We start from the raw sequence: 22,148 nt of genomic DNA, 5'->3' as shown, positions 1-22,148 counted from the left end.
TCGACATTATCTACCTATTAAATAGACTAATGCGAGGCGCTGAGCGCGACGTTTCAAGGAGTTTCCCATGCCATCCGAATTCATCGGTCACACCTCCAACAGGGAGGGATCCGATATCGTGCCCACCACCGGCCCTGTGATCGACAAGGCCTATATCCGCAACCACGTGCAGGCGGCGGAAGCTGCCGGCATCGACCGGCTGCTGATCGGCCAGTTCGCACAGTGGCCCGACAACAACCAGATCGCAGCCTTCGTCTTTTCCCAGACAGAGCACATCGGTGCGCTGCTTGCCCATCGGCCGGGCCTGATGGCACCCACGCTCGGCGCCCGCCAACTCGCAACGCTCGACCAGTTCTCGGAGGGGCGCCTGTGGGTGCACATCATCACCGGCGGTTCCGACACCGACCAGGCCCGCGACGGCGATTTCGAGGATCACGACACCCGCTATGCCCGCACCGACGAATATCTGACCGTGTTGAAGAAAGTCTGGGAAAGCGACCAGCCGTTTGATCACGAAGGGCGCTTCTACAGGTTCAAGGGCGCCTTCAGCCAGGTCAAGCCATACCAGAAGACGCGAATCCCGATCTCCTTTGGCGGTTCGTCGGACGCAGCGATCGCGGTTGCCGGTAAACATGCCGATATCTATGCGCTCTGGGGCGAACCACTCGACGGCGCGAAGGAGACGATTGCCAAGGTGCGGGCCGCCGCCGTCGCCAACGGCCGTGCGGCGGGCGATATCCGCTACACCCTCGCCTTCCGCACCGTGGTCGCTGAAACCGAGGACGCCGCCTGGTCCAAGGCCGCCGATATCCTCGAAAAGGTAAAATCGCAGGTCGCCCGTTCGGCCGGCGGCAATGGCGAGAAGCTGCCGTCGAATGTCGGCTCCGTGCGCCTGCGCGAGGCCGCCAGCCGCGGCAAGGTGCTCGACAAGCGGCTTTGGACCGAGGTCGCCGAGGCAAGCGGTGCGGGCGGCAATTCGACCGCGTTGGTGGGAACGCCGGAGCAGGTGGCAGACGCCATCCTCGACTACTACGACGCCGGCGTTTCCAACTTCCTCGTGCGGGGTTTCTACCCGACCGAAGACACCGTGACCTACGGACGGGACGTGGTGCCGCTCGTCAAGGCCGGCATTGCCGAACGCGAAGCCAGAAAGGTAGCCGCCGAATGACCGCGCCCCTCGATATCGTCGACATCCATGTGCATCTCTGGCCGCCGGCCTGGAGGCCTGACGGCAAACACGCCAGGCCCGCCGGCGGCTTCACGCCGGAGATTTATCGCAAGATCACCACTCCGCAGGCGCTGGTCGAGGAGTTCGAGACCGCCGGCGTGTCGCTGGCGATCGTGACTGCAACCATCGAAAGCCTGTTCGGCCTCGAAGGGCCAGTGCCGCTTTCTGCCTTGCGGGAAGCCAACGACTGGCTGGCGACGCTTTCGCGCGACCACTCGACACTCGCCGGCTTTGGCGTCGTCAACGCCTTCTCAGGCGAGGAAGGCGCTCGCGAGGCCGAGCGTGCCATCGTCGAACTCGGGCTTTCCGGTCTCGTCATCGATTCCGCACGTGACGGCAAATTCCTCGCCGATCCCGCGGTCCGCCCAACGCTCGAGGTTGCCGCGCGCCACGAGGTGCCGGTCTTCGTCCACCCGGTCGCCCACCCGCATTCGCACGCTCTGATCGGGGGCGCCGGCACGCTCGGCAATTCGCTCGGCCGCGGGCTGATGAACGGCACCGCCTTCCTGTCGGTCATCCAATCGCCAGTACTCGAAGAACTTCCGGACCTGCACCTGATCTTTGCGACACTCGGCCTTGGCGCGATCGTCCAGGCGGCACGCGGCGGCATCTACAGCCGCGCCGAGCGTGCGGCCGGCAAGCGTCCAAACATTTATTTCGACACGATGGGGCACGATCCTGCAATCATTCGCACCCTCACCGGATTTTTCGGCCCGGAGCGGGTGCTGGCCGGAACGGACTGGCCGATCCTTGCAGCAATTGACCGCAGGAGCCTGACCGACAGCCTGGCGGAGGCCGGCCTCAGCGAGGAAGACGCACGCCTTGTCGCCGGCGGCAACGCCAGACGCCTGCTCTCCCTGCGAGAGGCAAGAGCCGAAGCGGCAGAGTAAACGCCGACATCAAGAAGCCCGGGATCGATGATCCCGGGCTTCGTTTCTCGATCACAATCGGCTCGGCAGACTGCCGGCCGAAACCGCTTCAGGCGACGCGCTGGGCCCGCGCGAGCGGAATGATCTCTGCCTCAGCTGCACCAGAGCGCGGGAAACGACCCTCCAGCGGATGGCCCGGATCGGTGAAGCCCGGTGTCGAAGGGTGGCCGGCGGCAACCAGGCGGTCGACCAGGGCCTCGTCCTCGGCATCGATCTTCACGTCCAGCGCACGGATATAGCCGTCCCACTGTTCCTCGGTGCGCGGCCCGCCGATGGTCGAGGTCACCAGCCGGTTGTTCAGGACCCAGGCGAGCGCGAAGTCTGCGGCAGCGATGCCCTTGGCCTGGGTGTGGGCTGCGATCTGCTTGGCAATCGCGATCGATTCGTCGCGGAACTCGACATCATGCATGCGCTTGTCGCCGCGGCCGGCTCGAGTGTCGGCGCCAGGTGCCTCGCCCACATTGTATTTGCCGGTCAGAACGCCGCGCGCCAGCGGGCTGTAAGTGACGACGCCGAGCCCGTAGGCGGCAGCGGCCGGCAGTTGCTCTGCTTCCGCCGTGCGGTTGACGATGTTGTAGAGCGGCTGGCTTGCCACCGGCCTGTCGATGCCGAGTTCGTCGGCCAGCTGTGCGATCTCGGCGATGCGCCAGCCGCGGAAGTTCGAGACGCCGAAGTAGCGCAGCTTGCCCGCCTTGATCAGGTCGGCGATTGCCCGTACGGGCTCCTCCAGCGGCGCGTCGAAGACGGAACGGTGGAAATAGAGGATGTCGATATAGTCGGTGCCGAGATTGCGCAGCGAGTTCTCGACCGTCTGATAGACCCATTTGCGCGAGTAGCCGCCGAGGTTCGGGCCCTTCTTGTGCGAATTGACGAACTTGGTCGCCAGCACCCAGTGATCCCGATGGGCCCTGATGCCACGTCCGACGACCTCTTCCGACTTGCCGTCGTGATAGACGTCGGCCGTGTCGATGAAGTTGATGCCCTGTTCGCGCGCCTTGTCGATGATGCGGAAGGCGACATCATCAGGCGTCTGGTTGCCGAACATCATGGACCCGAGCGTCAGCGGCGACACTTTCAGGGCACTGCGCCCGAGATAGCGATAATCAACCATTCAAAATCTCCATTTCAGTTGATCCTGTCCGCAAAATGGCAGGCCACCTCGTGGCCGGGTGCAATCGAGCGGAATTCCGGTTCTTCGGCGCGGCAGCGGTCTGTCGCGAGCGGGCAGCGGGTGTGAAACCGACAGCCCGAAGGAATGTTGCTGGGGCTCGGCAGATCGCCGCCAAGCGGGGCTGCATGGCGCGGCCGCGACGGATCGGGCACCGCCTCCATCAGCGCGCGCGTGTAGGGATGGCGCGGATCGGACCAGAGCGTCTCGTTGTCGGCACTCTCGACGATCCGGCCGAGATACATGACCATCACCCGGTCGCAGAAATAGCGAACCACGGAGAGGTCGTGGCTGATGAAGATGTAGGAAAGGCCGAATTCCTTTTTCATCTCGACCAAGAGATTGAGGATCTGCGCCTGGATCGACAGGTCGAGCGCCGAAACGGGCTCGTCGCAGACGATCAGCTCAGGATTGAGCAAGAGCGCGCGGGCGATGCCGATCCGTTGCCGTTGCCCGCCTGAAAATTCGTGCGGATAACGATTGATGGAATCGGCCGGCAAGCCGACCTTCGACACGATGCCGGCGACGATCCTCCGGCGCTCGGCGCTGTCGCCTGCCTTGTGAACCACCAGCGGTGCTTCGAGAATTTCGCCGATCGTGTGGCGCGGGTTGAGCGATGCGAAGGGATCCTGGAAAATCATCTGGATCGACTTGCGCACGCTCCTCAGCCGCCGCTGGTCGACGCGCGTGATGTCCTCGCCCTTGAATTCAATCCGGCCTGCGGTCGGATCGACGAGGCGAAGCAGGGTCTTGCCGAGGGTCGACTTGCCGCAACCGCTTTCGCCGACGAGCCCAACCGTCTCGCCACGCTCAACGAAGAGATCGACGCCATCGAGAGAGCGCAGCAGCCCGTCGCGACTCTGGTAGTGGGTCTTGAGGTCAGTAACGGAGAGCAACGGCATCGGGCACGGCCTTGATCGACGAGGTGAAGGGGCAGGCGACGAGGCGATCGGGCGCCGGCACGGCCAGAGGCGGAATGTGATGGCCGCAGCTCGCGCGCGCCTGGGTGCAGCGCGGCCTGAAGGGACAGCCCGCTTCGCCGACGGCCGAAACGATCGATCCCGGAATTTCGGTGAGCGCGCCGTCGCGATAGTGAAAATCGTTCTTCAGCCGCGGCGACGCTGCAAGCAGGCCGCGCGTGTAGGGATGCAGCGGGTCCTTGAAGAGGTCGTCAGGCAGCGCCTGTTCTACCTTGCGCCCCGCATACATCACCACCACCCGGTCTGCCCATTGTGCCACCACGCCGAGGTCATGGGTGATGAGCACGACCGCCATCTGCAGCTCGCGCCTGAGCGAGTCGAGCAAATCGAGCACCTGCGCCTGGATCGTGACGTCGAGGGCCGTCGTCGGCTCGTCGGCGATCAGCAGTTTCGGCCGGCAGGCCACAGCCATCGCGATCATCACCCGCTGGCGCATACCGCCGGACAGCTGGTGCGGATAATCATCCACTCGCTTGTCGGCACCGGGGATGCGCACCAGCTGCAACAGCTCGATTGCGCGTGCGCGGGCCGCGCGCCCCGAGAGTTTCTCGTGGACCTTCAATACTTCGGAGATTTGCCTGCCGATCGTCATCACCGGGTTGAGGCTGGTCATCGGCTCCTGGAAGATCATTCCGATCTCGCGCCCGCGCAGGCGCCGCATCTGGCTGGCATCGAGTGTCAGCAGATCCTGTTCGTCAAAGGTGATACGGCCACTGCTCACTCTTGCCGCCCGCGGCAAGAGCTGCATCAGGGCCAGAGCCGTCAGCGATTTTCCCGAGCCCGATTCCCCGACGATCGCCAGCGTCTCGCCTTCAGCCACTTCAAAGGAGAGGTTGCGGACCGGCTCGGCGCGCGGAAAGCCGATGGTGAGGTTTTCGACCTGAAGCAAAGGAGCCATCGTCAGCGATCCCCAGAGAAGCGGGGGTTGAGCGCGTCGTTCAACCCGTCGCCGATGAGGTTGAGCGCCAGCACCGTGAAGACAATCGCAAGCCCGGGCAGCGCCGTCAGATACCAGGCGGTCCTGACGAGCTCGCGGCCGGTCCCGATCATCGACCCCCAACTGACCACATTGGGATCGCCGAGCCCCATGAAGGACAGCGCCGATTCCATCAGGATCGCTGTTGCCACCATCACCGATGACGTGACGATGATCGGCGGCAGGGCATTGGGCAGGATTTCGCGGAAAATGATGCGGCCGTGGCCGTAGCCGAGGCTGCGGGCGGCCATGACGAAATCCTTCTCGCGGATCGCACGGAACTCGGCGCGGGTCAGCCGCGCCACGGTCGGCCAGGAGATAACGGCGATCGCAAGCGTCACCGTCGTCGCCGAGGGCTGGGCGATGGCCACCAGAACGACCAGAAGCACGAAGCTCGGCAGCGTCTGGAAGATCTCGACGAGCCGCATCAGGATATCGTCGACCCAGCCGCCGAAATAGCCCGCGACAGCGCCGACCAGCACGCCGAACGTCAATCCCAATGCCGTTGCCGTCAGGCCCACGAACAGGGAGATACGCGAACCGTGCAGGATGCCGGCGAGGACATCGCGCCCGAGGGAATCCGTGCCGAGTGGAAAGGCCGGATCCTGCCCCGGCCACAAGAAGGGACGCCCGACCATCGAAAGCGGGTCATCCGGAAAAAACACCGGCGCCAGAAGGGCGACAGCGATGACGAGACAGAGGAAGCCTGTGCCGAACAGCGCGTTCGGATTGGCGAAGAAGACCTTCAGCGCCCGGCGCCCGTTGGTAATCGCGATCGTCGCGCTCTGCTGGGAGCGAGCGTCCGGCGCCTTGACGTTGGACCAGGCAGGCCCCTCCGTCGCGACAACCGCGGTAGGCTGCTCACTTTCAGTGGCAGGTGCATAGGCGCTTGAAATGTTGCGGAGTGCTCCGACACCGGTGGTGGACATCAGCGTGCTCCAATTCGGGGATCGAGCCAGGCGTGAACGAGGTCCACTGCGGCATTGGCAAGGATGACGAGAAGCGAGGACAACAGGAGGATGCCGAGCAGCACCGTGAAATCGCGGCCCATCACTGCTTCGAAGGCGAGCCGGCCAAGGCCGGGCCAGCTATAGACCGTCTCGACCACGACGGCGCCGCCGAGCATGCCGCCGATATGCATGCCGGCCATGGTGGTGATCGGGATCAGGGCGTTGCGCAGCACATGGCGGGCGGTCACGCCGAACGGCGTCAACCCCTTGGCATAGGCGGTGCGAACGAAGTCCTGGTTCTTGACCTCGAGCATCGAGGCTCGCGTCAGTCGCGCATAAATCGCCACATAGAAAAGCGCGAGCGACGTTGCCGGCAGCACCATGTAGCGCGCCGCGTCTAACAGAGCGGCCCAGCCCGTCAGCCGCGAACCGATCGTGCCCGAGCCGCCGCTTGGCAGCCAGCCGAGCTTGACCGAAAAGAAAACGATCAGCATCAGCCCGATCCAAAAGCTCGGGATCGAATAGAACAGCAGCGAGAAGACTGAGAGCAGCCGGTCGGGTATGCGGCCCGCAAACGTCGCCATCAGTGATCCGAGGATGACGCCGAGGAAGATCGCGATGATGAGTGCCACCGCCATCAGCGTCAGCGTTCCCGGCAGGCGCTGGGCGATCAGGTCGGCGACCGGCATGCCGTAGCGCGGCGAAAATCCGAGGCTGAAATGCGCGAGGTTGTTGAGGTAGGTCGCCAGTTGCTCCAGCACCGGACTGTCCAGCCCGAAGCGGGCCCTCAGCGCCGCCACGCTTTCCTCGGTCGCCGACCCCGCCTCGCCGGCCAGCACGTCGGCAGCGTCGCCCGGCGCCAGCTGCAGCAGGAAGAAATTGAGGATGATGATCCCGAGCAGGGTCGGAATTGCCTGCAACAGCGTGCGTCGCAGTGTTCTGACAATTCTGACCAAAGCCGGCATGCCTGTCGTCTCTCAGTTGGAAACTCGCACAAAGCGAAACGTGTCATCGACCCGGTTTCCCGAAGTCGATGATTTTATTGTTGACTAACTCTATAGGCTTTGTCAAACCTGTTTTGGTAATTTCAACTCGATAACCCCGGCATATAGGAACCAGTTTCCCACACAAGGGCAATAAGGCGCCGAATGAAGGAGATATTTCTCCAAATTCGAAGCGCGCAGCAACAGCGCACTACAAAGTCCCTTCGGAGTGAAAAAGGCTTCCTGATACCAACGTGAAGGACGGCAGAGGATCCATGACGCGCAAGAACGCCATCTCACAAATCTGGTATACCCGCTGCCCGGTGCCGACCCCGGTCGGCCTTGCGACCCAGCTGGGCCTGCTCGACGAAGCCTTCGCCAGCGAGGGTATCACCCTCAATTCCATCATCGACAGCAAGGACCGGACGATCCGGTCCAGCCACTTCAACCATCATCTGGACTACTCGTTTCGCCACGGCGGCAACGTCCCGCCGATCCGGGCCCGTTCGGAAGGCAATCCGACACGACTCGTCGGCATTACCTGGACCGACGAGTTCCAGGCGATCATCACCTTGCCAGGTACGGGAATCAGGACGACGCGGGACCTGGTCGGCCGTCGCTTCGGCATTGCCCGACGCCCGCCGGGCATTGTCGACTTCATGGCGGCGACCGCACTGAAGGGATTGGTCTCCGCTTTGTCGCTCGAGGGCCTGACGCACACCGACGTCGAGATCGTCGATATCCCGCTTGAAGACACGGTGCTCGACAATCGCGACGGGCCGCAACTTTACGGCCTGCGCAACCGGCAGGCCTATGGCCCGGAGGTCGCAGCGCTGCTTCGCGGCGAAGTCGATGCCATCTACGTCAAGGGCACGCCCGGCATCAGCGTCGCCAACCTCTTCGCCACCCACACTGTGGCCGAATTCGGCTTCCACCCGGATCCGAAAATCCGCATCAATTCGGGCTCGCCGCGCATCCTCACCGTCGACGAGCGGCTGGCGGAGGATCGACCCGACCTGGTGGTGAAGCTGATCGAGACCCTGAAGCGCGCGAGTGCCTGGGCCGAGGCGCACCCGGATGAGGTGCGCCGCTTCGTTGCCCGCGAAGTCGGGGCATCGGAAGAGGTCGTCGCAGCCGCCAACGGCCCGGACCTGCATCGCCACCTCGGAATTGGGCTCGAGCCCGAACTCGTCGATGCGATCGGACACTACAAGGACTTCCTGCATGAATGGGGCTTCCTTGCCCAGAACTTCGACATCGAAGCCTGGGTCGACCGTCGCCCCTGGGCCGATCTCGAAACACGCGCCGTTGCCTGACCGGAGAAACCGATGACTGCCGAAACTGACATCGCCTTGGCGATCGAAAAGGCTGAGGAACTGGGAAAGCGTTTTGCGCTGACCGCCCGGCACTATGACGAAACCGGCGAGTTTCCCTTCGCCAATTTCGATGCGCTTCACGAGGCCGGGCTGCTCGGCCTTGTGACCGCGAGGGAACACGGCGGCCTCGGCGGCGGGTTGACCGAAGCGCTTGTCGTCGTCTCCGCCATTGCCCGCGGCGAGCCGTCCACCGCACTCGTTCTCTCCATGCACTACAACCAGCACTATTCGCTGCGCACGTCGGCGAAGTGGCCGGCACATCTCATCGAGCGCGTGACCAGGGCCAACCGCGAGGGCGTGGCGCTGATCAATGCCGCACAGGTCGAGCCGCGCGTCGGCTCTCCGTCGCATGGTTCGCTTCCCGAGACGATCGCACGTCGTGTCGGCGACCACTGGCGGATCACAGGCCATAAGACCTATGCGACCGGCATTCCGCTCCTGCGCTGGGTTTCCGTGCTCGCCGTAACCGACGAGCCGGTGCCGCGGCTCGGGTCGTTTCTCGTGCCGACATCGGCGGACGGTATCCGGGTCGAAAAGACCTGGAATGCCACGGGCATGCGCGCCACCAACAGCGACGATCTGATCCTCGACGACGTCGCCGTGCCGCTGGAAGACGTGCTCGATATCGCACCGGCAAGCGAAGGCCTGAAGCGCGACGAGCGCATGGGCGCATGGTATTTCAGCCTCGTGCCGTCAATCTACGACGGTGCCGCACGCGGCGCCCGTGACTGGCTGATCGAGTTCACCACCACGCGGGCACCGGCAAGCCTCGGCGCACCGCTTTCGACCGTGCCGCGCATTCAGGACGGGCTTGGCCAGATCGAGGTGCTGCTGACCGTCAATCGCCGGTTGCTGCGCTCAATTGCCGAGGATTTCGACGCCGGCCGATCGTTCGGTCCGGATGCGGCCGCGGTCAAGCACACCGTCATCGAGAATGCGATTGCCGTGACCACGCTGGCGCTGGAACTCGGCGGCAATCCAGGCATCAGCCGCGACAATCCGCTGGAGCGCCATCATCGCGACGCCCTGTCCGGCAAAGCGCATGCCCCGCAGAACAACCTGATCCGAACGATGCTCGCCAAGGCGGCGCTCAGCCGGCATGCAGCCGCCCCTGCCGAACCGCTGGAGCCGGTGCCCGTGCGCACCCATCAACAACCCCGCCTCGCCGTTGTCGGCCGCAGCTAGGAGCTTCGCGATGTCATCCCTCTCCTCCGTCTGGTACACCCGCTGCCCGGCCCCGACACCCCTGTCGATCGCTCATCAACTCGGTTGGATCGACCGGCAGTTCGAAGCCGCCGGTGTTGCCGTTCACTCGATCCGCGACAGCAAGGACAAGAACGTCCGCGAAAGCCATTTCACCCATGCGCTGGACCATTCCTTCCGGCAGGGCGGCAACATCCCGCCGATCTGGGCACGCTCGGGTGGGCGCCAGACCCGGGTGGTTGGAATCACCACCACGGACGAATTTCAGGCGATCATCGCGCTTCCCGGCTCAGGCATCGCCAAGGGCGCCGACCTGAAAGGCCGGCGCATCGGCGTGCCGCGCAAACCGAATGAAGCCATCGTCGATTTCCAGCGGGCCACTGCGCTTAAGGGCATCGTTTCGGCGCTGTCGCTTGCGGAGCTTGATCATGGCGAAGTCGAGCTGGTCTATCTCGACAGCAACGAGGCGAACCTGATCGAGCGGGGCAACGCGGCCTTCCTCGGCCTGAAGCGTCGCTACCCCTATGGGGACGAGCTTCTGGCGCTGGCCGCCGGCAAGATCGATGCCTTCTTCGTCAAGGGGGCCGAGGGGCTGGTGCTCGCCAACCAGATCGGCGCCGTCGTCGTCTCGGAATTCGGCTTCCACCCCGACGCCAAGATCCGCATCAACAACGGCACGCCGCGGCCGCTGACCGTCGATCTCAAATTTCTCGACGAACATTTCGACCTCGTCACCGGCCTTGTCGCAACGGTCGCGCGCGTCGCCGACTGGGCGGATGCGAACCCGGAAGACGCCGTGCGCTTCATCGCCAACGAAATCGGCGTCGGCGAAGATGCAATCTGGGCTGCGAACGGCCCAGATGTCCATCGCCACCTCACGCTGACCCTGGACGATGACCAGGTGGCAGCATTCGACCACTTCAAGCAGTTTCTGCTCGAATGGGGGTTCATTCCGGCCGACTTCGACGTCCATGACTGGATCGACCGCCGCCCGCTGGATGCTGCATCACGGAAGGCGGCCGCATGAGCACGACACCAATTCTTGTCGCCGGTGCGCCAATCGTTGTCACCGGTGCGACCGGCAAACTGGGCCAATTGATCGTCCAACGACTGTTGGCACTGAAGCAACCGGTTCGCGTCTTCACGCGCCGGCCCGATGTCGCACGGAAGCTCTTTGGCGAAAGCGTGCACGTCGCCGCCGGCGACTTCGGTGATCGCAGGTCACTCGACGCTGCCCTGCACGGCGCCAACAGGCTGCTGCTTTTGTCGCCGATAAGCGCCAGGCTCGTTACGGACCAGATCGGCGTCGCTGACGCCGCCGTCGCGGCGGGCGTCCAGCGCATCGTCAAGATCTCGGGCTCCGACTGGACCATCGATCCACCCGGCAATTCCATCTCGGGCGACGCGCACGCCGCCGTCGAACGACACCTCGCCAGCCTTCCCGCGGTCGCAGTTTCGCTTCGGCCGAATGCCTGGATGCAGGTTTCGCTCGCCAATACCATCCGTCACGCAATCGCCAACAATACGGTAGCGGCGGCCAAGATCGAGGCAGGCGTGGGCTACATCGATGCACGGGATATCGCCGACGTCGCGGTCCATCAGCTTCTGGCCGAACGCGTCAGTGGGCGAACGCTCAATCTCACCGGTCCTGATATCGTGACGGCGCGCCAGGTGGCCGAGCTGCTTTCAACGGTCTTGAAGCGACCGGTTTCTGCTGTCGACAAGGCTCCTTTACCGGCATCCCAGGATGCCGATTTCGAGCACCGCGCGATCGCGCAGTTCGTCCGATTGATCGCCGCCGGCCGTGCCGCCACGACCACCGATGTCGTAAGATCGCTGCTCGGCCGACCGCCGCGCAGCGTCGCTGCCTTCATCTCCGAACACGTCGCCGCAGAGGCGGCGCTCGCCGAGTCATAGCCATGAGCATCCCCTTCGTTGATATCGCCATCATCGGCGGCGGCCCGGGTGGCCTCGCGCTCGCCCAGGGTCTGAAGAAGAACGGCATCGACGCCGCCGTGTTCGAACGCGACCCGGTCCGCGCCGACTATGTGCAGGGCTTTCGCATGCGCATCCGCCAACGCGGTATCGACGCACTTCAGGCCAACCTGCCGCCTCACCTATTTCAGGCGTTCCTGGACACGCTCGGACTTGCTCCGACCGAAAACCTGATCCTCGACGAAAGCTTCGAGCGGCTGGAGGATACCGGGCAGGCCAGTCGCGAGCCCGAGGACACCCATATTGAAAAATCGGTGAGCCGGATCACGCTGCGGCAGATCCTTCTTTCCGGGCTCGAGAATATTCTCCACACGGGCAAGCACTTCGAGCGCTACGAAGCGCTGCCGGATAGCACGGTTGTCGCCCATTTCACGGACGGATCGGCAGTGCGGGCCAATCTCCTGGTTGGTGCCGACGGTGCGGGTTCTGCGGTCCGCAGGCAGCTGCTGCCCGATCTGAAGAGCATTGACACCGGTGTGCGGCGCCTGGCCGGCAAAATCAGCCTTGACGTGGCCGCACGCCATGACATCTCGCCGCTTCTGACCGAGTTCAACACCAATATCCGCCCGCGCGACGGTCGCGGTCTGATGATCACCAGCCACCGGGTCGATCCATCAGCCCATGCCCGGCACGACTTTATTGGCGCAGAAGACCCTGGTCATCGCGACATCCCCGGCTTTCATTTCAACAACTCCACCAGCTACACTTGGTGGAACACGGCCTACGACACCGACGAGCTTGGCCCGGACGATGTGCTTGAACAGCTCGACGGTACGGGCCTGCTGCAAACGCTGCTTCAACGTATCGGCCATTGGGACGAACGCATCCTGAAGCTCATCCGTCACAGCGATCCGTCGACCGTGGCATTTCTCAAGGTCAAGAGCTCGACCCCCGGCGCGCAATGGCAGACGGGTCCTGTCACGCTGCTCGGCGATGCGATCCACGCGATGACCTATTTCCGCGCGCTCGGCGGTAACACCGCGCTCTACGACACCGGCCTTCTGGTTCGCGAGCTCGTTGCCGCGCGGCATCAGGGCAAGCCGCTGCTTGCGGCCGTCAACGACTATGAAAACGCCATGCGCGAACACGGCTATGAGGCCGTCCGGTCCTCGCTCTCCGCCATGCAACGTAACGTCGGGGCCAACCGTCCGCTGAAGTCGGTGCCCGCACTCTAAAAACCTCAGGAAAGATCTGATCATGTCCATCGTCGTCTTTGGCGCCTCCGGAAACATCGGCAGCAACATCCGCAAGGAGGCGCTTTCCCGCGGCCGCCGCGTGACGGCCGTCACCCGGTCGACCGACATCGAGCCCGAAGAGGGTCTCACCGTGCGCAAGGCCGACATCGCCGATGTCGGCGAAGTCGCAAAAATCGTCGCCGGACACGACGCCGTCATCAGCGCATATAGCCCAGGTCTGCGCCGTCATTCCGCGGAGGACGCCGCAGAACTGATCCGAGACGCGCATGCATCCCTGCTGGCAGGCGTCAAGCAGGCGGGCGTTCGCCGCATCATCATCGTCGGCGGCGTCGGCAGCCTGGAGGCGAGCCCTGGCGTCGATGTGGTCGACAGCGATTTCTATCCGGCCGAGCACAAGGCTCACACGCTGCGCAACCGCGAGATCCTGCGCAGCCTGAAGCGTGGCGAGCACGATCTCGACTGGACCTATGTCTCGCCGCCGCTGTCGATCAAGGCCGGCGATAGGACCGGAACTTTCAGGCTCGGCGAAGACAGGCTGTTGCGTGACGACATGGGCGAAAGCCGCATTTCGGAGGCCGACTTCGCCATCGCCATTCTCGATGAACTCGAGAAGGGACAGTTCATCGGCCGCCGCTTCACTGCGGCCTACTGAAGGACCGTGATCGGCATGCCCCGCAAGACGCGCAAGCTCAACCTCAATGTCGGCATCAACACCACGGGCTATCTGATGGCCGCCTGGAAGTACCGCACCGGCGACCGCCACGACATCTATGATCCCGGCTACTATCGCCGCCTGACGGAACTGGCGCACAGGGGCCTGTTCGACGCGGTGTTCTTTTCTGATCACCCGGCGATGATGACCGACCCGAACAGCCGGCCGTTCCATACGATCGACCCGCTGATCCTTTGTACCGCCTTGGCCGCGCAGGTGCCCGACATCGGCTTCGTCGCGACGATGTCATCCACCTACAATTCGCCCTACAATCTCGCGCGCCGCACCCAGTCGACGGACATCATTTCCGGCGGCCGGCTGATCATCAACATCGTCTCGTCCTTCAACCCCAATGTTGCCGCCAACTTCGGCTCGGCACCGCTGCCGCCCCGCAGCGAGCGCTACGCCAAGGCGTCCGAATTCCTCGATGTCACCAAGAAACTCTGGGCGAGCTGGGATCCGGCCCGGGAAGGCAGTATCCCGGACGACCGGTTCTGGGATGCGGCAAGCGCCCGGGCGATCGACCATGACGGCGATCATTTCTCCGTCAGGGGACCGCTCAACGTGCCGCGCGGGCCCCAAGGCCATCCAGTGATCGCGCAGGCTGGCGCTTCCGAGGGCGGCATCGATCTCGCGGCGCGTCACGGAGAGATCATCTACTGCAACATTCTCTCCCGCCCCGCCGGTCAGGCCTTCGGTGCAAAGGTCAAAGGCCGCGCCGCGGCCCTTGGCCGAGATCCGACCGGCATCCGCATCGTGCCCGGCCTCGTGGTCATCCTCGGCGAGACCCGTGAAGAGGCGTTGCGCAAGCACGAGCTGTTCAGCGGCGCCGGCTCCGAGGACGGGCTGATCGCCAGATTCATCAAGGATAATGGCATCGATCCGGATGGCTTCGATCCGGATGCGGTTCTCAATCCCGAGCGCTTCGTGCCCGATCCCAACCGGCTTCAGGCGGTCGGCATGGGGCTCGGGCTCCTTGATCTGCTGACACACGAAAAGCTGACGGCGCGACAGGCGGTGCGCCGCTCGGAGGGCCATCACCGCCTGCTGCTCGGCACGCCGGAGGAAGTGGCGGACGCCCTCATCGATCTCTGGTCTGACGGCACCGTCGACGGCTACACACTTCAGCCGCCACGGGCACCCGATGACATCGAGGAATTCGTCGAGAAAGTCGTCCCTATCCTCCAGGACCGCGGTGTCTATCGCAGCCGATATGAGGAGCGAACAGTCAGGGAGCGCTACGGTTTGCCTTTTCCAGTTTGATTGATACAGGACAGCTGCAAGGGCAGACGACGAGGCGGCGAGCAAGAGCGCGACAGGTTATAAGACAACCCGCTCGGCCCGAATGCGATCAGTTTTGATCCTTGGACACGTTGACTGCCGGCGCGAACAAAGATCGTCTCAATACCTGTACAATGCGCATTGGACTGCGCACCCTGCCGGCAAGACAGACACTCATCGGACGCAATTTATCACGCCCGGGCTTCGCTTTCGCCCGATATCGTTGGCAAGATCCCGCACGTGTTGCCGATGAACTTAAATCGCGTTCAATTCCGACCATCCTATCGGGCGACACCAATATCCCCATTGAGCCTGGCGCAAGTATGCCGACTGGAGCTCACGCCGAGGCACTCATCAATTTAACGGGCGGGGCCGGGTTGGAATGGGCGCTCTTCTTTAGGGATAGATTGTGCACAACGCGACATAGGTGCGCCTTCGCCGTTGTGCTCCGATGGCTTATTTCCATCACCTGAGCGTGAGGTGAACTTTCCGCGGCGTCCAATTGCTGCAATCTTCAACTTCACCTACATTGACCAAGTGGTAAAAAGACGCGTTCCAAAACGCGCAATCAATCAGAGGGGAATTTCATGCATAGCAATTCCTTCAATCTCGCCATTTCCAGAAGAAACCTGATCAAAATTGCCGGCGCTTCCGCCGCAGTGGCCGCGGCGGGTCTACCAGGCCGTCTGCTGGCTGCGGACCCGATCAAGGTGGCGGCCGTTTACACCGTACCGGTCGAGCAACAGTGGGTCAGCCGCATTCACAAGGCGGCCAACGCCGCCAAGGAACGCGGCGACATCGAATACGTCTACTCCGAAAACACCGCGAACAACGACTACGAGCGCGTCATGCGCGAATATTGCGAGGCCGGCCACAAGCTGATCCTGGGCGAGGTCTTCGGCGTTGAGGATGCCGCCCGCGCCGTCGCCAAGGACTACCCTGACGTCGCCTTCCTGATGGGCTCGAGCTTCAAGCCCGATGCCGCCGTGCCCAACTTCTCGGTGTTCGACAACTACATTCAGGACGCATCCTATCTGTCCGGCCTCATCGCCGGCGCAATGACCAAGTCCAAGAACATCGGCATGGTGGGAGGCTATCCGATCCCGGAGGTCAACCGGCTGATGAACGCATTCATGGTCGGCGTTAAGGAAGTGGCACCGGATACCAAGTTCCAGGTTGCCTTCATCGGCTCATGGTTCGATCCGCCCAAGGCGAAGGAGACCGCATTCGCCCAGATCGATGGCGGTGCAGACCTCCTGTATGCCGAACGTTTCGGTGTGTCCGATGCCGCCAAGGAAAAGAAGATCCTGGCCATCGGCAATGTCATCGATACCCAGGCGGACTATCCGGACACGGTTGTCGCCTCCGCGTTGTGGCACTTCGAACCGACGCTTGACAAGGCGATCGCCGAAGTGAAGGCCGGCACATTCAAGGCGGACGACTACGGCGTCTATTCCTTCATGAAGAACGGCGGCTGTTCGCTCGCACCTCTCGGCACCTTCGACGGCAAGGTTCCCGACGACGTCAAGGCCAAGGTCGCGGAGAAGGAAAAGGCGATCAAGGGCGGCTCTTTCACCGTCGAGGTCAACGACGCCGAGCCGAAGTCGAGCTAGCCTGTCCTCCCGTTCATGGGACGGTGATGGCCGTGGCGGGCGAGGAACTCCCCTCCGTCGATAGCGACCATGACCTCCCTGGACGGGAAAGGAGCCTTCCCGCAACGCCACTTCCGGTCACCGCCGTGTCAAGCACCCCTGCCCTTCGTCTGTCCGGCATCAGCAAGCGTTTCGGCCCGCTCAGGGCCAACGATGCCATTTCCTTCGAGTTGAAGCGGGGCGAAGTCATAGCGCTTCTCGGCGAGAATGGCGCCGGCAAGACGACGCTGATGAACATTCTCTTCGGTCACTACGTCGCCGACGAAGGGACCGTGGAGGCCTTTGGCAAACCTCTTCCGCCCGGAGATCCGCGCGCTGCCCTTGATGCCGGCATCGGCATGGTCCACCAGCATTTTACCCTTGCCGACAACATGACGGTGCAGGAAAACATCGCGCTTGGCACGCAAAGCCTCTGGCGCATGCGTCTCGACGGGACCGCAGCGCGACGACACATAGAGCAACTCTCCAGCGATTTCGGCCTCGCCGTCGATCCCGCAGTCACCGTCGCCACTCTTTCGGTCGGCGAACGCCAGCGCGTCGAGATCCTGAAGGCGCTTTACCGTGACGCCCGCGTCCTGATCCTCGACGAGCCGACGGCCGTTCTGACACCCGCCGAAACCGACGCACTCTTCCGGACGCTGAAGCTACTCGTCGCCAAGGGTTTGTCGATCATCTTCATCTCTCACAAACTGCACGAGGTGATGGCGGTCAGCGATCGTGTGCTGGTTCTTCGCTCCGGCCAGCTTGTTGGCGAGCGCGACACCGCCTCCACAGACCGAAAGGAACTGGCGGCCCTCATGGTCGGCCAGGAGGTCAAGTCGGCGAAGGTCAGCCTGATGAAACGGGGTGCACCGCTGCTGGCGCTCGAACGCGTGTCCACAGCGCCCTATAACGGGTCCGGCCTCGACGAGGTGTCGCTCACGCTTACAGCCGGAGAAATCACAGGGCTTGCCGGCGTTGCCGGCAATGGCCAGGCCGTCCTTGCCGCCCTCATCGCCGGCATCCGGCGCCCGGTGCGCGGGAACATTTCCATCGCCGGGCAAGACGTCGCCGACTGGTCACCCCGCGCAGCCCTCGCCCATGGCGTGGCCCGCATTCCGGAAGACCGCCACGCCATCGGCAGCATCGGCGACATGAGCGTGACGGAGAATGTCATCGCCGAACGCTACAGGAGCCCACGGTTCAGCCGCATGGGCTTCCTGAACTGGAAGGCATCCCGCCAGTTCGCCGAGAAACTCATCGCCGACTACGAGGTCAAATGTCCCTCGCCCGAGGCAAGGATACGCCTGCTTTCGGGCGGCAACATGCAGAAGCTCATCCTCGGGCGGGCCCTTGACCCAGACCCGACGGTCATCCTGGCAAGCCAGCCGACCCGCGGCCTCGATGTCGGCGCCGTCTCCTATGTCCACCGCATGCTGCTCGAAGCACGCGACAGGGGCGCGGCAATATTGCTGATTTCGGAAGACCTCGAGGAAGTCCTGGCCTTGTCCGACCGCATCATCGTCATGTCCAAGGGACGCCTTTCGACGCCGTCTTCGCGCGGCGAGCGGAGCATTCGGGAACTGGGAGAGTTGATGGCAGGCCATAGCGGGGAGCACAGCGACCATGCGGCTTGAGCCGAAGTCGGCACCGTCCCTGGCGGTCACCCTGATGTTTCCGCTGGCGGCCATCGCCACGACGCTTTTCCTGACATCGATGCTGGTGCTTGCCGCTGGCGCCTCTCCCCTCTCCGTCTTTTATCTCGTTGCCAAGGGCGCGGCCGGCTCGCAGTTCGCGCTCGTGGAAACCCTGACCCGCGCAACACCGCTGATCTTCACCGGCCTGGCGATCGCCGTCGCCTTTCGGGCAAAGCTCTGGAATATCGGCGCGGAAGCCCAACTCTACATCGGCGGTGTGGTCACGGTGGTGCTCGGAACCGGCGCACTGCCGCTGCCTTCGGTCATCCTGATCCCGGTGATCATGATCGCCGCCATGGCGGCAGGTGCGGCTCTTCTGCTCGGCCCGGCCGTGCTGAAGACCCGCTTCGGCGTCGACGAAGTGGTGACCACGCTGCTGCTCAATTTCATCGTGCTGCTGTTCGTGTCGATGCTGCTTGAAGGTGTCCTCAAGGATCCGATGGGGCTCGGCTGGCCGCAATCGCAGAAGGTCATCGCCGAGGCCCAGTTGCCGCGCATCATCCAGGGCAAGCGCCTGCATTACGGCTTCGTCATCGCCATCGTTTCGGCCGTTCTCGTCTGGCTCGTCATGAAAAAGACGGTTCTCGGCTACGAAATGCGCGCCGTCGGCCATAACCCGGAAGGCGCGCGGTTCGTCGGTATCCTGGTCAATCGCACGCTGATGAAGACGGCGTTGCTTTCGGGCGGTCTGGCGGCACTCGCCGGCTTTTCCGAAGTCTCGGGGCTCAAGGGCAACCTGACGCTCGATCTGTCGCCGGGCTACGGCTACAGCGGCATCGTCGTCGCCATGCTCGCCATGCTCAATCCGCTCGGCGTCATCGCATCGGCCATCTTTGTCGCCGGCATCTTCGTCGGCGCCGATGCCATGAGCCGTGCGGCCAAGGTGCCGAGTTACATAGCGGACGTCATGGTCGCCACCTCGCTTCTGACGATGGTTGTCGCGATCCTTCTGACGCGCTACCGGATCAGGTGGAGGTGACATGGACGCGCTTGAAATCCTCTTCACCGCCTCCTTCTGGGTTGCCGCCATCCGCATAGCGTCCCCGCTGATCTTCGCGACCATGGGCGAGTTGATCTGCGAGCGGGCTGGCGTTCTCAACCTCGGCATTGAGGGGATCATGACGGCAGGCGCTTTCGCCGGCTGGTTCACCGTCTACTCCGGCGGCGATCTTTGGGCCGGCGTGCTTGTCGCGGCCCTTGTCGGCGCCCTGTTCGGGCTTTTGCACGCCACGCTCACGGTTCCGCTCGGCCTGTCACAGCACGTCGTCGGCATCGGCGTCACGTTGCTTGCCACGAGCCTGACCTATTTCACCTATCGGCTTGTCCTGCCCGAGGTGACTTCGCCGCCAAAGATCGAGCCGTTCCAGCCGCTGCCGATCCCCGGCCTGTCCAGTATTCCCGTCGTTGGCGAGGCGCTGTTTACCCAGACGCCGCTGACCTATCTCGCATTCGTATCGGTCGCAGCCGTCGCCTGGATCCTTTATCGTACGCCCGTCGGCCTCGCCGTTCGCGCCGCCGGCGAAAACCCGTCGGCGGTCGAAGCGCAGGGCATTTCAGTCACCGGCATCCGCATGGGTGCGGTGGCCGTCGGCAGTGCGCTGATGGCGGTCGGCGGCGCCTTCCTCACCATCTCGGCCTTCAATTCATTCTTCTTCCAGATGATCAATGGCCGCGGCTGGATCTGTATCGCGCTGGTCGTCTTCGGTTCCTGGCGGCCAGGAAAAGCGCTAATCGGCGCCATCCTGTTTGCCGCCTTCGATGCCTATCAGGTTCGCCTGCAGCAGATATCCGGCGGCATCGTGCCCTATCAGGTTTTCCTGATGATGCCCTATGCGCTATCGATCCTGGCGCTGATCCTGGTCGCGCGGCGCGCGACCTACCCCAAAGCTCTGATGATCCCGTACCAGAAAGGCGAAAGATGAGTTTCGATCTGATCGTAAAGGGCGGAACGCTGCCCGATGGGGCCATCGCCGATATCGCCATCAAAGGTGACAGGATCGCGGCCATCGAGCCAGGCATCGATGCAGAGGCTGGTCGTGTCATCGACGCCTCGGGCAACCTCGTCAGCCAGCCCTTCGTCGACCCGCATTTCCATATGGATGCAACACTGTCCTACGGCCTGCCGCGCATCAATGCCTCGGGCACGCTGCTCGAAGGCATCGCGCTGTGGGGCGAGCTCAAACCGATCCTGACCCATGAGGCTGTCAAGGAACGTGCTCTGGCCTATTGCGACTGGGCCGTCTCGATGGGCCTGCTCGCCATCCGCACCCATGTCGATACCTGCGACGACCGTCTTCTTGCGGTGGCGGCGCTGCTCGAGGTCAAGAAGGAGATCGCGCCCTATATCGATCTCCAGCTCGTCGCCTTTCCGCAGGATGGGCTCTATCGCTCGCCGAATGCCCGCGAAAACACCATCCGTGCGCTCGACATGGGCGTCGACATCGTCGGCGGCATCCCGCATTTCGAGCGGACCATGTCCGACGGCACGCGGTCCGTGACCGAACTTTGCGAGCTCGCCGCCAAGCGCGGCCTGATGGTCGACCTGCATTGTGACGAGACCGACGACCCGCTGTCGCGCCATATCGAGCAGCTAGCCTATGAAACCCAGAGGCTCGGCCTGCAAGGCAGGGTCGCCGGCTCGCACCTCACCTCGATGCATTCGATGGACAACTACTACGTCTCGAAGCTGCTGCCGCTGATTGCGGAAGCGGGCGTCTCGGCGATCCCCAATCCGCTGATCAACATCATGCTGCAGGGGCGGCACGACACCTATCCCAAGCGCCGTGGCATGACGCGCGTGCCCGAGATGCTGAAGGCCGGCATCCGCGTCGGCTGGGGTCAGGATTGCGTGCTCGACCCGTGGTACTCCCTCGGCACAGCCGACATGCTCGACGTCGCCTTCATGGGATTGCACGTCGCCCAGATGTCCTCGCCAGCGGACATGCGCTCCTGCTTCGACATGGTCACCAAGGTCAATGCCGAGATCATGGGGCTCGATCATCTCGGGCTGGCCGTCGGCAGATCGGCAAGCCTTGTCGTTCTCGATGCAGGCAACCCCATCGAAGCGGTGCGCCTGCGCGCCGAGCGGCTCTGTGTCGTCTCGAAGGGCAAGGTCGTGGCGGAACGCGAAAAGCGCGATACGTCCCTCTCCATCAAGGGCCGTCCGGCGACCATCAACCGCCGCCACGTCGTAGCGCCACAAGCGCGTTGAACAAACTGGGAGAATGCAGAGCAGCCGCACCGCCATCGGCGGTCTTGATCTTTAAAGTGATGCAGGCGGCCGTTCTCATGGATCAAGAATGACTCCCTTGCCTCTTCTCTGCCCTTCCGCCGCAAAGCCTGAGCCGGGAGTTCTGCCCCCTTGCTGACCTTCACCAGCGGCACATCGCATGGCTGCCTTGCGCCTCATTCTGGCCATTCGCAACACCGGTTGAAGCTCCTGAAAGCTGTCCTTGCGCGTAGCCAGGGTTGTCACCCACGGAGCGGGCCGAAAGCGAGCTGCCACCCTCAAATCGAGCTAGCGCAAGCCAGCCTCTCGACATCGGCGACTGATCCAAAGCATCGAACTGTTTGGACTTGGAAATACGATTTGGGACGCAACCCCCGCAGCTCAGGCAGGTATCGGGTCCGACAGTCGCCATGTCCACTATCGCTCGCGTGACAGCTCCCCCTGAAGGGTGCCTCAATGGGGATTGGCCATTGACCTGGGTGTCCCCAAAGCGGGCCGTTTACTCGCCGGAACACAGCTTGCCTAGGATCGGCGTGGACCAAACCCGCTGTTGTCTAGTCGGTTCTCGAGGGCAGCGACAACGATCCACGTGACTGGCTGGTCACCGTGCTGAT

General features: G+C 63.4%; 19 protein-coding genes. 14 read left to right on the top strand and 5 right to left on the bottom strand.

All coding sequences use genetic code 11. The features are described from left to right. The first annotated feature begins 67 nt into the window (after window positions 1-67). Together AC1Q80_RS17055 and AC1Q80_RS17050 are read left to right on the top strand one after the other, a co-directional pair. Window positions 68-1,168: an LLM class flavin-dependent oxidoreductase gene (locus AC1Q80_RS17055; protein WP_492361221.1), complete on the top strand. Its 1,101-nt coding sequence runs from the start codon at window positions 68-70 to the stop codon at window positions 1,166-1,168. After that, window positions 1,165-2,118 carry an amidohydrolase family protein gene (locus AC1Q80_RS17050; protein WP_492361220.1) on the top strand — a complete coding sequence of 318 codons (954 nt, stop codon included), beginning with the start codon at window positions 1,165-1,167 and terminating at the stop codon, window positions 2,116-2,118. The genes AC1Q80_RS17055 and AC1Q80_RS17050 overlap by 4 nt, the downstream gene beginning before the upstream one ends. A gap of 88 nt (window positions 2,119-2,206) precedes the next feature. On the opposite strand, the gene AC1Q80_RS17045 is transcribed toward AC1Q80_RS17050, so the two are convergent. The 5 genes from AC1Q80_RS17045 to AC1Q80_RS17025 are packed head-to-tail and all read right to left on the bottom strand — an operon-like array spanning window position 2,207 to window position 7,196. Beyond that, the gene (locus AC1Q80_RS17045) at window positions 2,207-3,268 is read right to left on the bottom strand and encodes an aldo/keto reductase (protein ID WP_492361219.1); all 1,062 of its coding nucleotides are present in this window, start codon (window positions 3,266-3,268) and stop codon (window positions 2,207-2,209) included. 14 nt (window positions 3,269-3,282) lie between these two features. Beyond that, complete coding sequence (locus tag AC1Q80_RS17040) at window positions 3,283-4,227, bottom strand: ABC transporter ATP-binding protein (protein WP_492361218.1); 945 nt, start codon at window positions 4,225-4,227, stop codon at window positions 3,283-3,285. Further along, complete coding sequence (locus AC1Q80_RS17035; protein WP_492361217.1) at window positions 4,205-5,203, bottom strand: ABC transporter ATP-binding protein; 999 nt, start codon at window positions 5,201-5,203, stop codon at window positions 4,205-4,207. Before AC1Q80_RS17035 ends, AC1Q80_RS17040 begins: the two co-directional genes overlap by 23 nt. Window positions 5,204-5,205: 2 nt before the next feature. Beyond that, window positions 5,206-6,210, bottom strand: coding sequence for an ABC transporter permease (locus AC1Q80_RS17030; RefSeq protein ID WP_492361216.1), 1,005 nt, complete (start codon window positions 6,208-6,210; stop codon window positions 5,206-5,208). Continuing rightward, the gene (locus tag AC1Q80_RS17025; RefSeq protein WP_173421635.1) at window positions 6,210-7,196 is read right to left on the bottom strand and encodes an ABC transporter permease; all 987 of its coding nucleotides are present in this window, start codon (window positions 7,194-7,196) and stop codon (window positions 6,210-6,212) included. Before AC1Q80_RS17025 ends, AC1Q80_RS17030 begins: the two co-directional genes overlap by 1 nt. Window positions 7,197-7,489: 293 nt before the next feature. Here AC1Q80_RS17025 and AC1Q80_RS17020 point away from each other — a divergent pair, with 293 nt between their 5' ends. The 12 genes from AC1Q80_RS17020 (at window position 7,490) to AC1Q80_RS16965 (ending at window position 21,516) form a co-directional block, all read left to right on the top strand. Next, complete coding sequence (locus AC1Q80_RS17020) at window positions 7,490-8,530, top strand: ABC transporter substrate-binding protein (RefSeq protein WP_173421634.1); 1,041 nt, start codon at window positions 7,490-7,492, stop codon at window positions 8,528-8,530. Window positions 8,531-8,542: 12 nt separating this feature from the next. After that, window positions 8,543-9,775 carry an acyl-CoA dehydrogenase family protein gene (locus AC1Q80_RS17015; RefSeq protein ID WP_492361215.1) on the top strand — a complete coding sequence of 411 codons (1,233 nt, stop codon included), beginning with the start codon at window positions 8,543-8,545 and terminating at the stop codon, window positions 9,773-9,775. Window positions 9,776-9,785: 10 nt separating this feature from the next. After that, a complete protein-coding gene (locus AC1Q80_RS17010; RefSeq protein WP_492361214.1) occupies window positions 9,786-10,820 on the top strand; it encodes an ABC transporter substrate-binding protein in 1,035 nt (344 codons plus the stop codon). Further along, window positions 10,817-11,710 carry an NmrA family NAD(P)-binding protein gene (locus AC1Q80_RS17005; protein ID WP_492361213.1) on the top strand — a complete coding sequence of 298 codons (894 nt, stop codon included), beginning with the start codon at window positions 10,817-10,819 and terminating at the stop codon, window positions 11,708-11,710. Before AC1Q80_RS17010 ends, AC1Q80_RS17005 begins: the two co-directional genes overlap by 4 nt. Window positions 11,711-11,712: 2 nt before the next feature. Continuing rightward, entirely contained in the window at window positions 11,713-12,963 is a 1,251-nt protein-coding gene (locus tag AC1Q80_RS17000; protein WP_492361212.1) for an FAD-dependent oxidoreductase, read from the top strand. A gap of 22 nt (window positions 12,964-12,985) precedes the next feature. Further along, complete coding sequence (locus AC1Q80_RS16995) at window positions 12,986-13,636, top strand: NAD(P)-dependent oxidoreductase (protein WP_492361211.1); 651 nt, start codon at window positions 12,986-12,988, stop codon at window positions 13,634-13,636. Window positions 13,637-13,651: 15 nt separating this feature from the next. Beyond that, on the top strand, window positions 13,652-14,959 hold the full coding sequence (locus AC1Q80_RS16990) for an NtaA/DmoA family FMN-dependent monooxygenase (protein WP_492361210.1): 1,308 nt from the start codon (window positions 13,652-13,654) through the stop codon (window positions 14,957-14,959). A 605-nt stretch (window positions 14,960-15,564) separates the two neighbouring features. Further along, the gene (locus AC1Q80_RS16985) at window positions 15,565-16,590 is read left to right on the top strand and encodes a BMP family protein (protein ID WP_173421627.1); all 1,026 of its coding nucleotides are present in this window, start codon (window positions 15,565-15,567) and stop codon (window positions 16,588-16,590) included. A gap of 125 nt (window positions 16,591-16,715) precedes the next feature. Continuing rightward, window positions 16,716-18,245: an ABC transporter ATP-binding protein gene (locus tag AC1Q80_RS16980; protein ID WP_492361209.1), complete on the top strand. Its 1,530-nt coding sequence runs from the start codon at window positions 16,716-16,718 to the stop codon at window positions 18,243-18,245. Continuing rightward, on the top strand, window positions 18,235-19,284 hold the full coding sequence (locus AC1Q80_RS16975; protein WP_492361208.1) for an ABC transporter permease: 1,050 nt from the start codon (window positions 18,235-18,237) through the stop codon (window positions 19,282-19,284). The genes AC1Q80_RS16980 and AC1Q80_RS16975 overlap by 11 nt, the downstream gene beginning before the upstream one ends. Before the next feature lies 1 nt (window position 19,285). After that, window positions 19,286-20,227, top strand: a complete 942-nt coding sequence (locus AC1Q80_RS16970) for an ABC transporter permease (RefSeq protein ID WP_492361207.1) — start codon at window positions 19,286-19,288, stop codon at window positions 20,225-20,227. Further along, window positions 20,224-21,516, top strand: a complete 1,293-nt coding sequence (locus tag AC1Q80_RS16965) for an amidohydrolase family protein (RefSeq protein WP_492361206.1) — start codon at window positions 20,224-20,226, stop codon at window positions 21,514-21,516. Before AC1Q80_RS16970 ends, AC1Q80_RS16965 begins: the two co-directional genes overlap by 4 nt. Window positions 21,517-22,148: the final 632 nt, after the last annotated feature.

It is taken from the genome of Ensifer sp. GW823-FHT05D09, from assembly GCF_058795755.1.
This window is presented reverse-complemented; position numbering and strand designations above follow the sequence as displayed.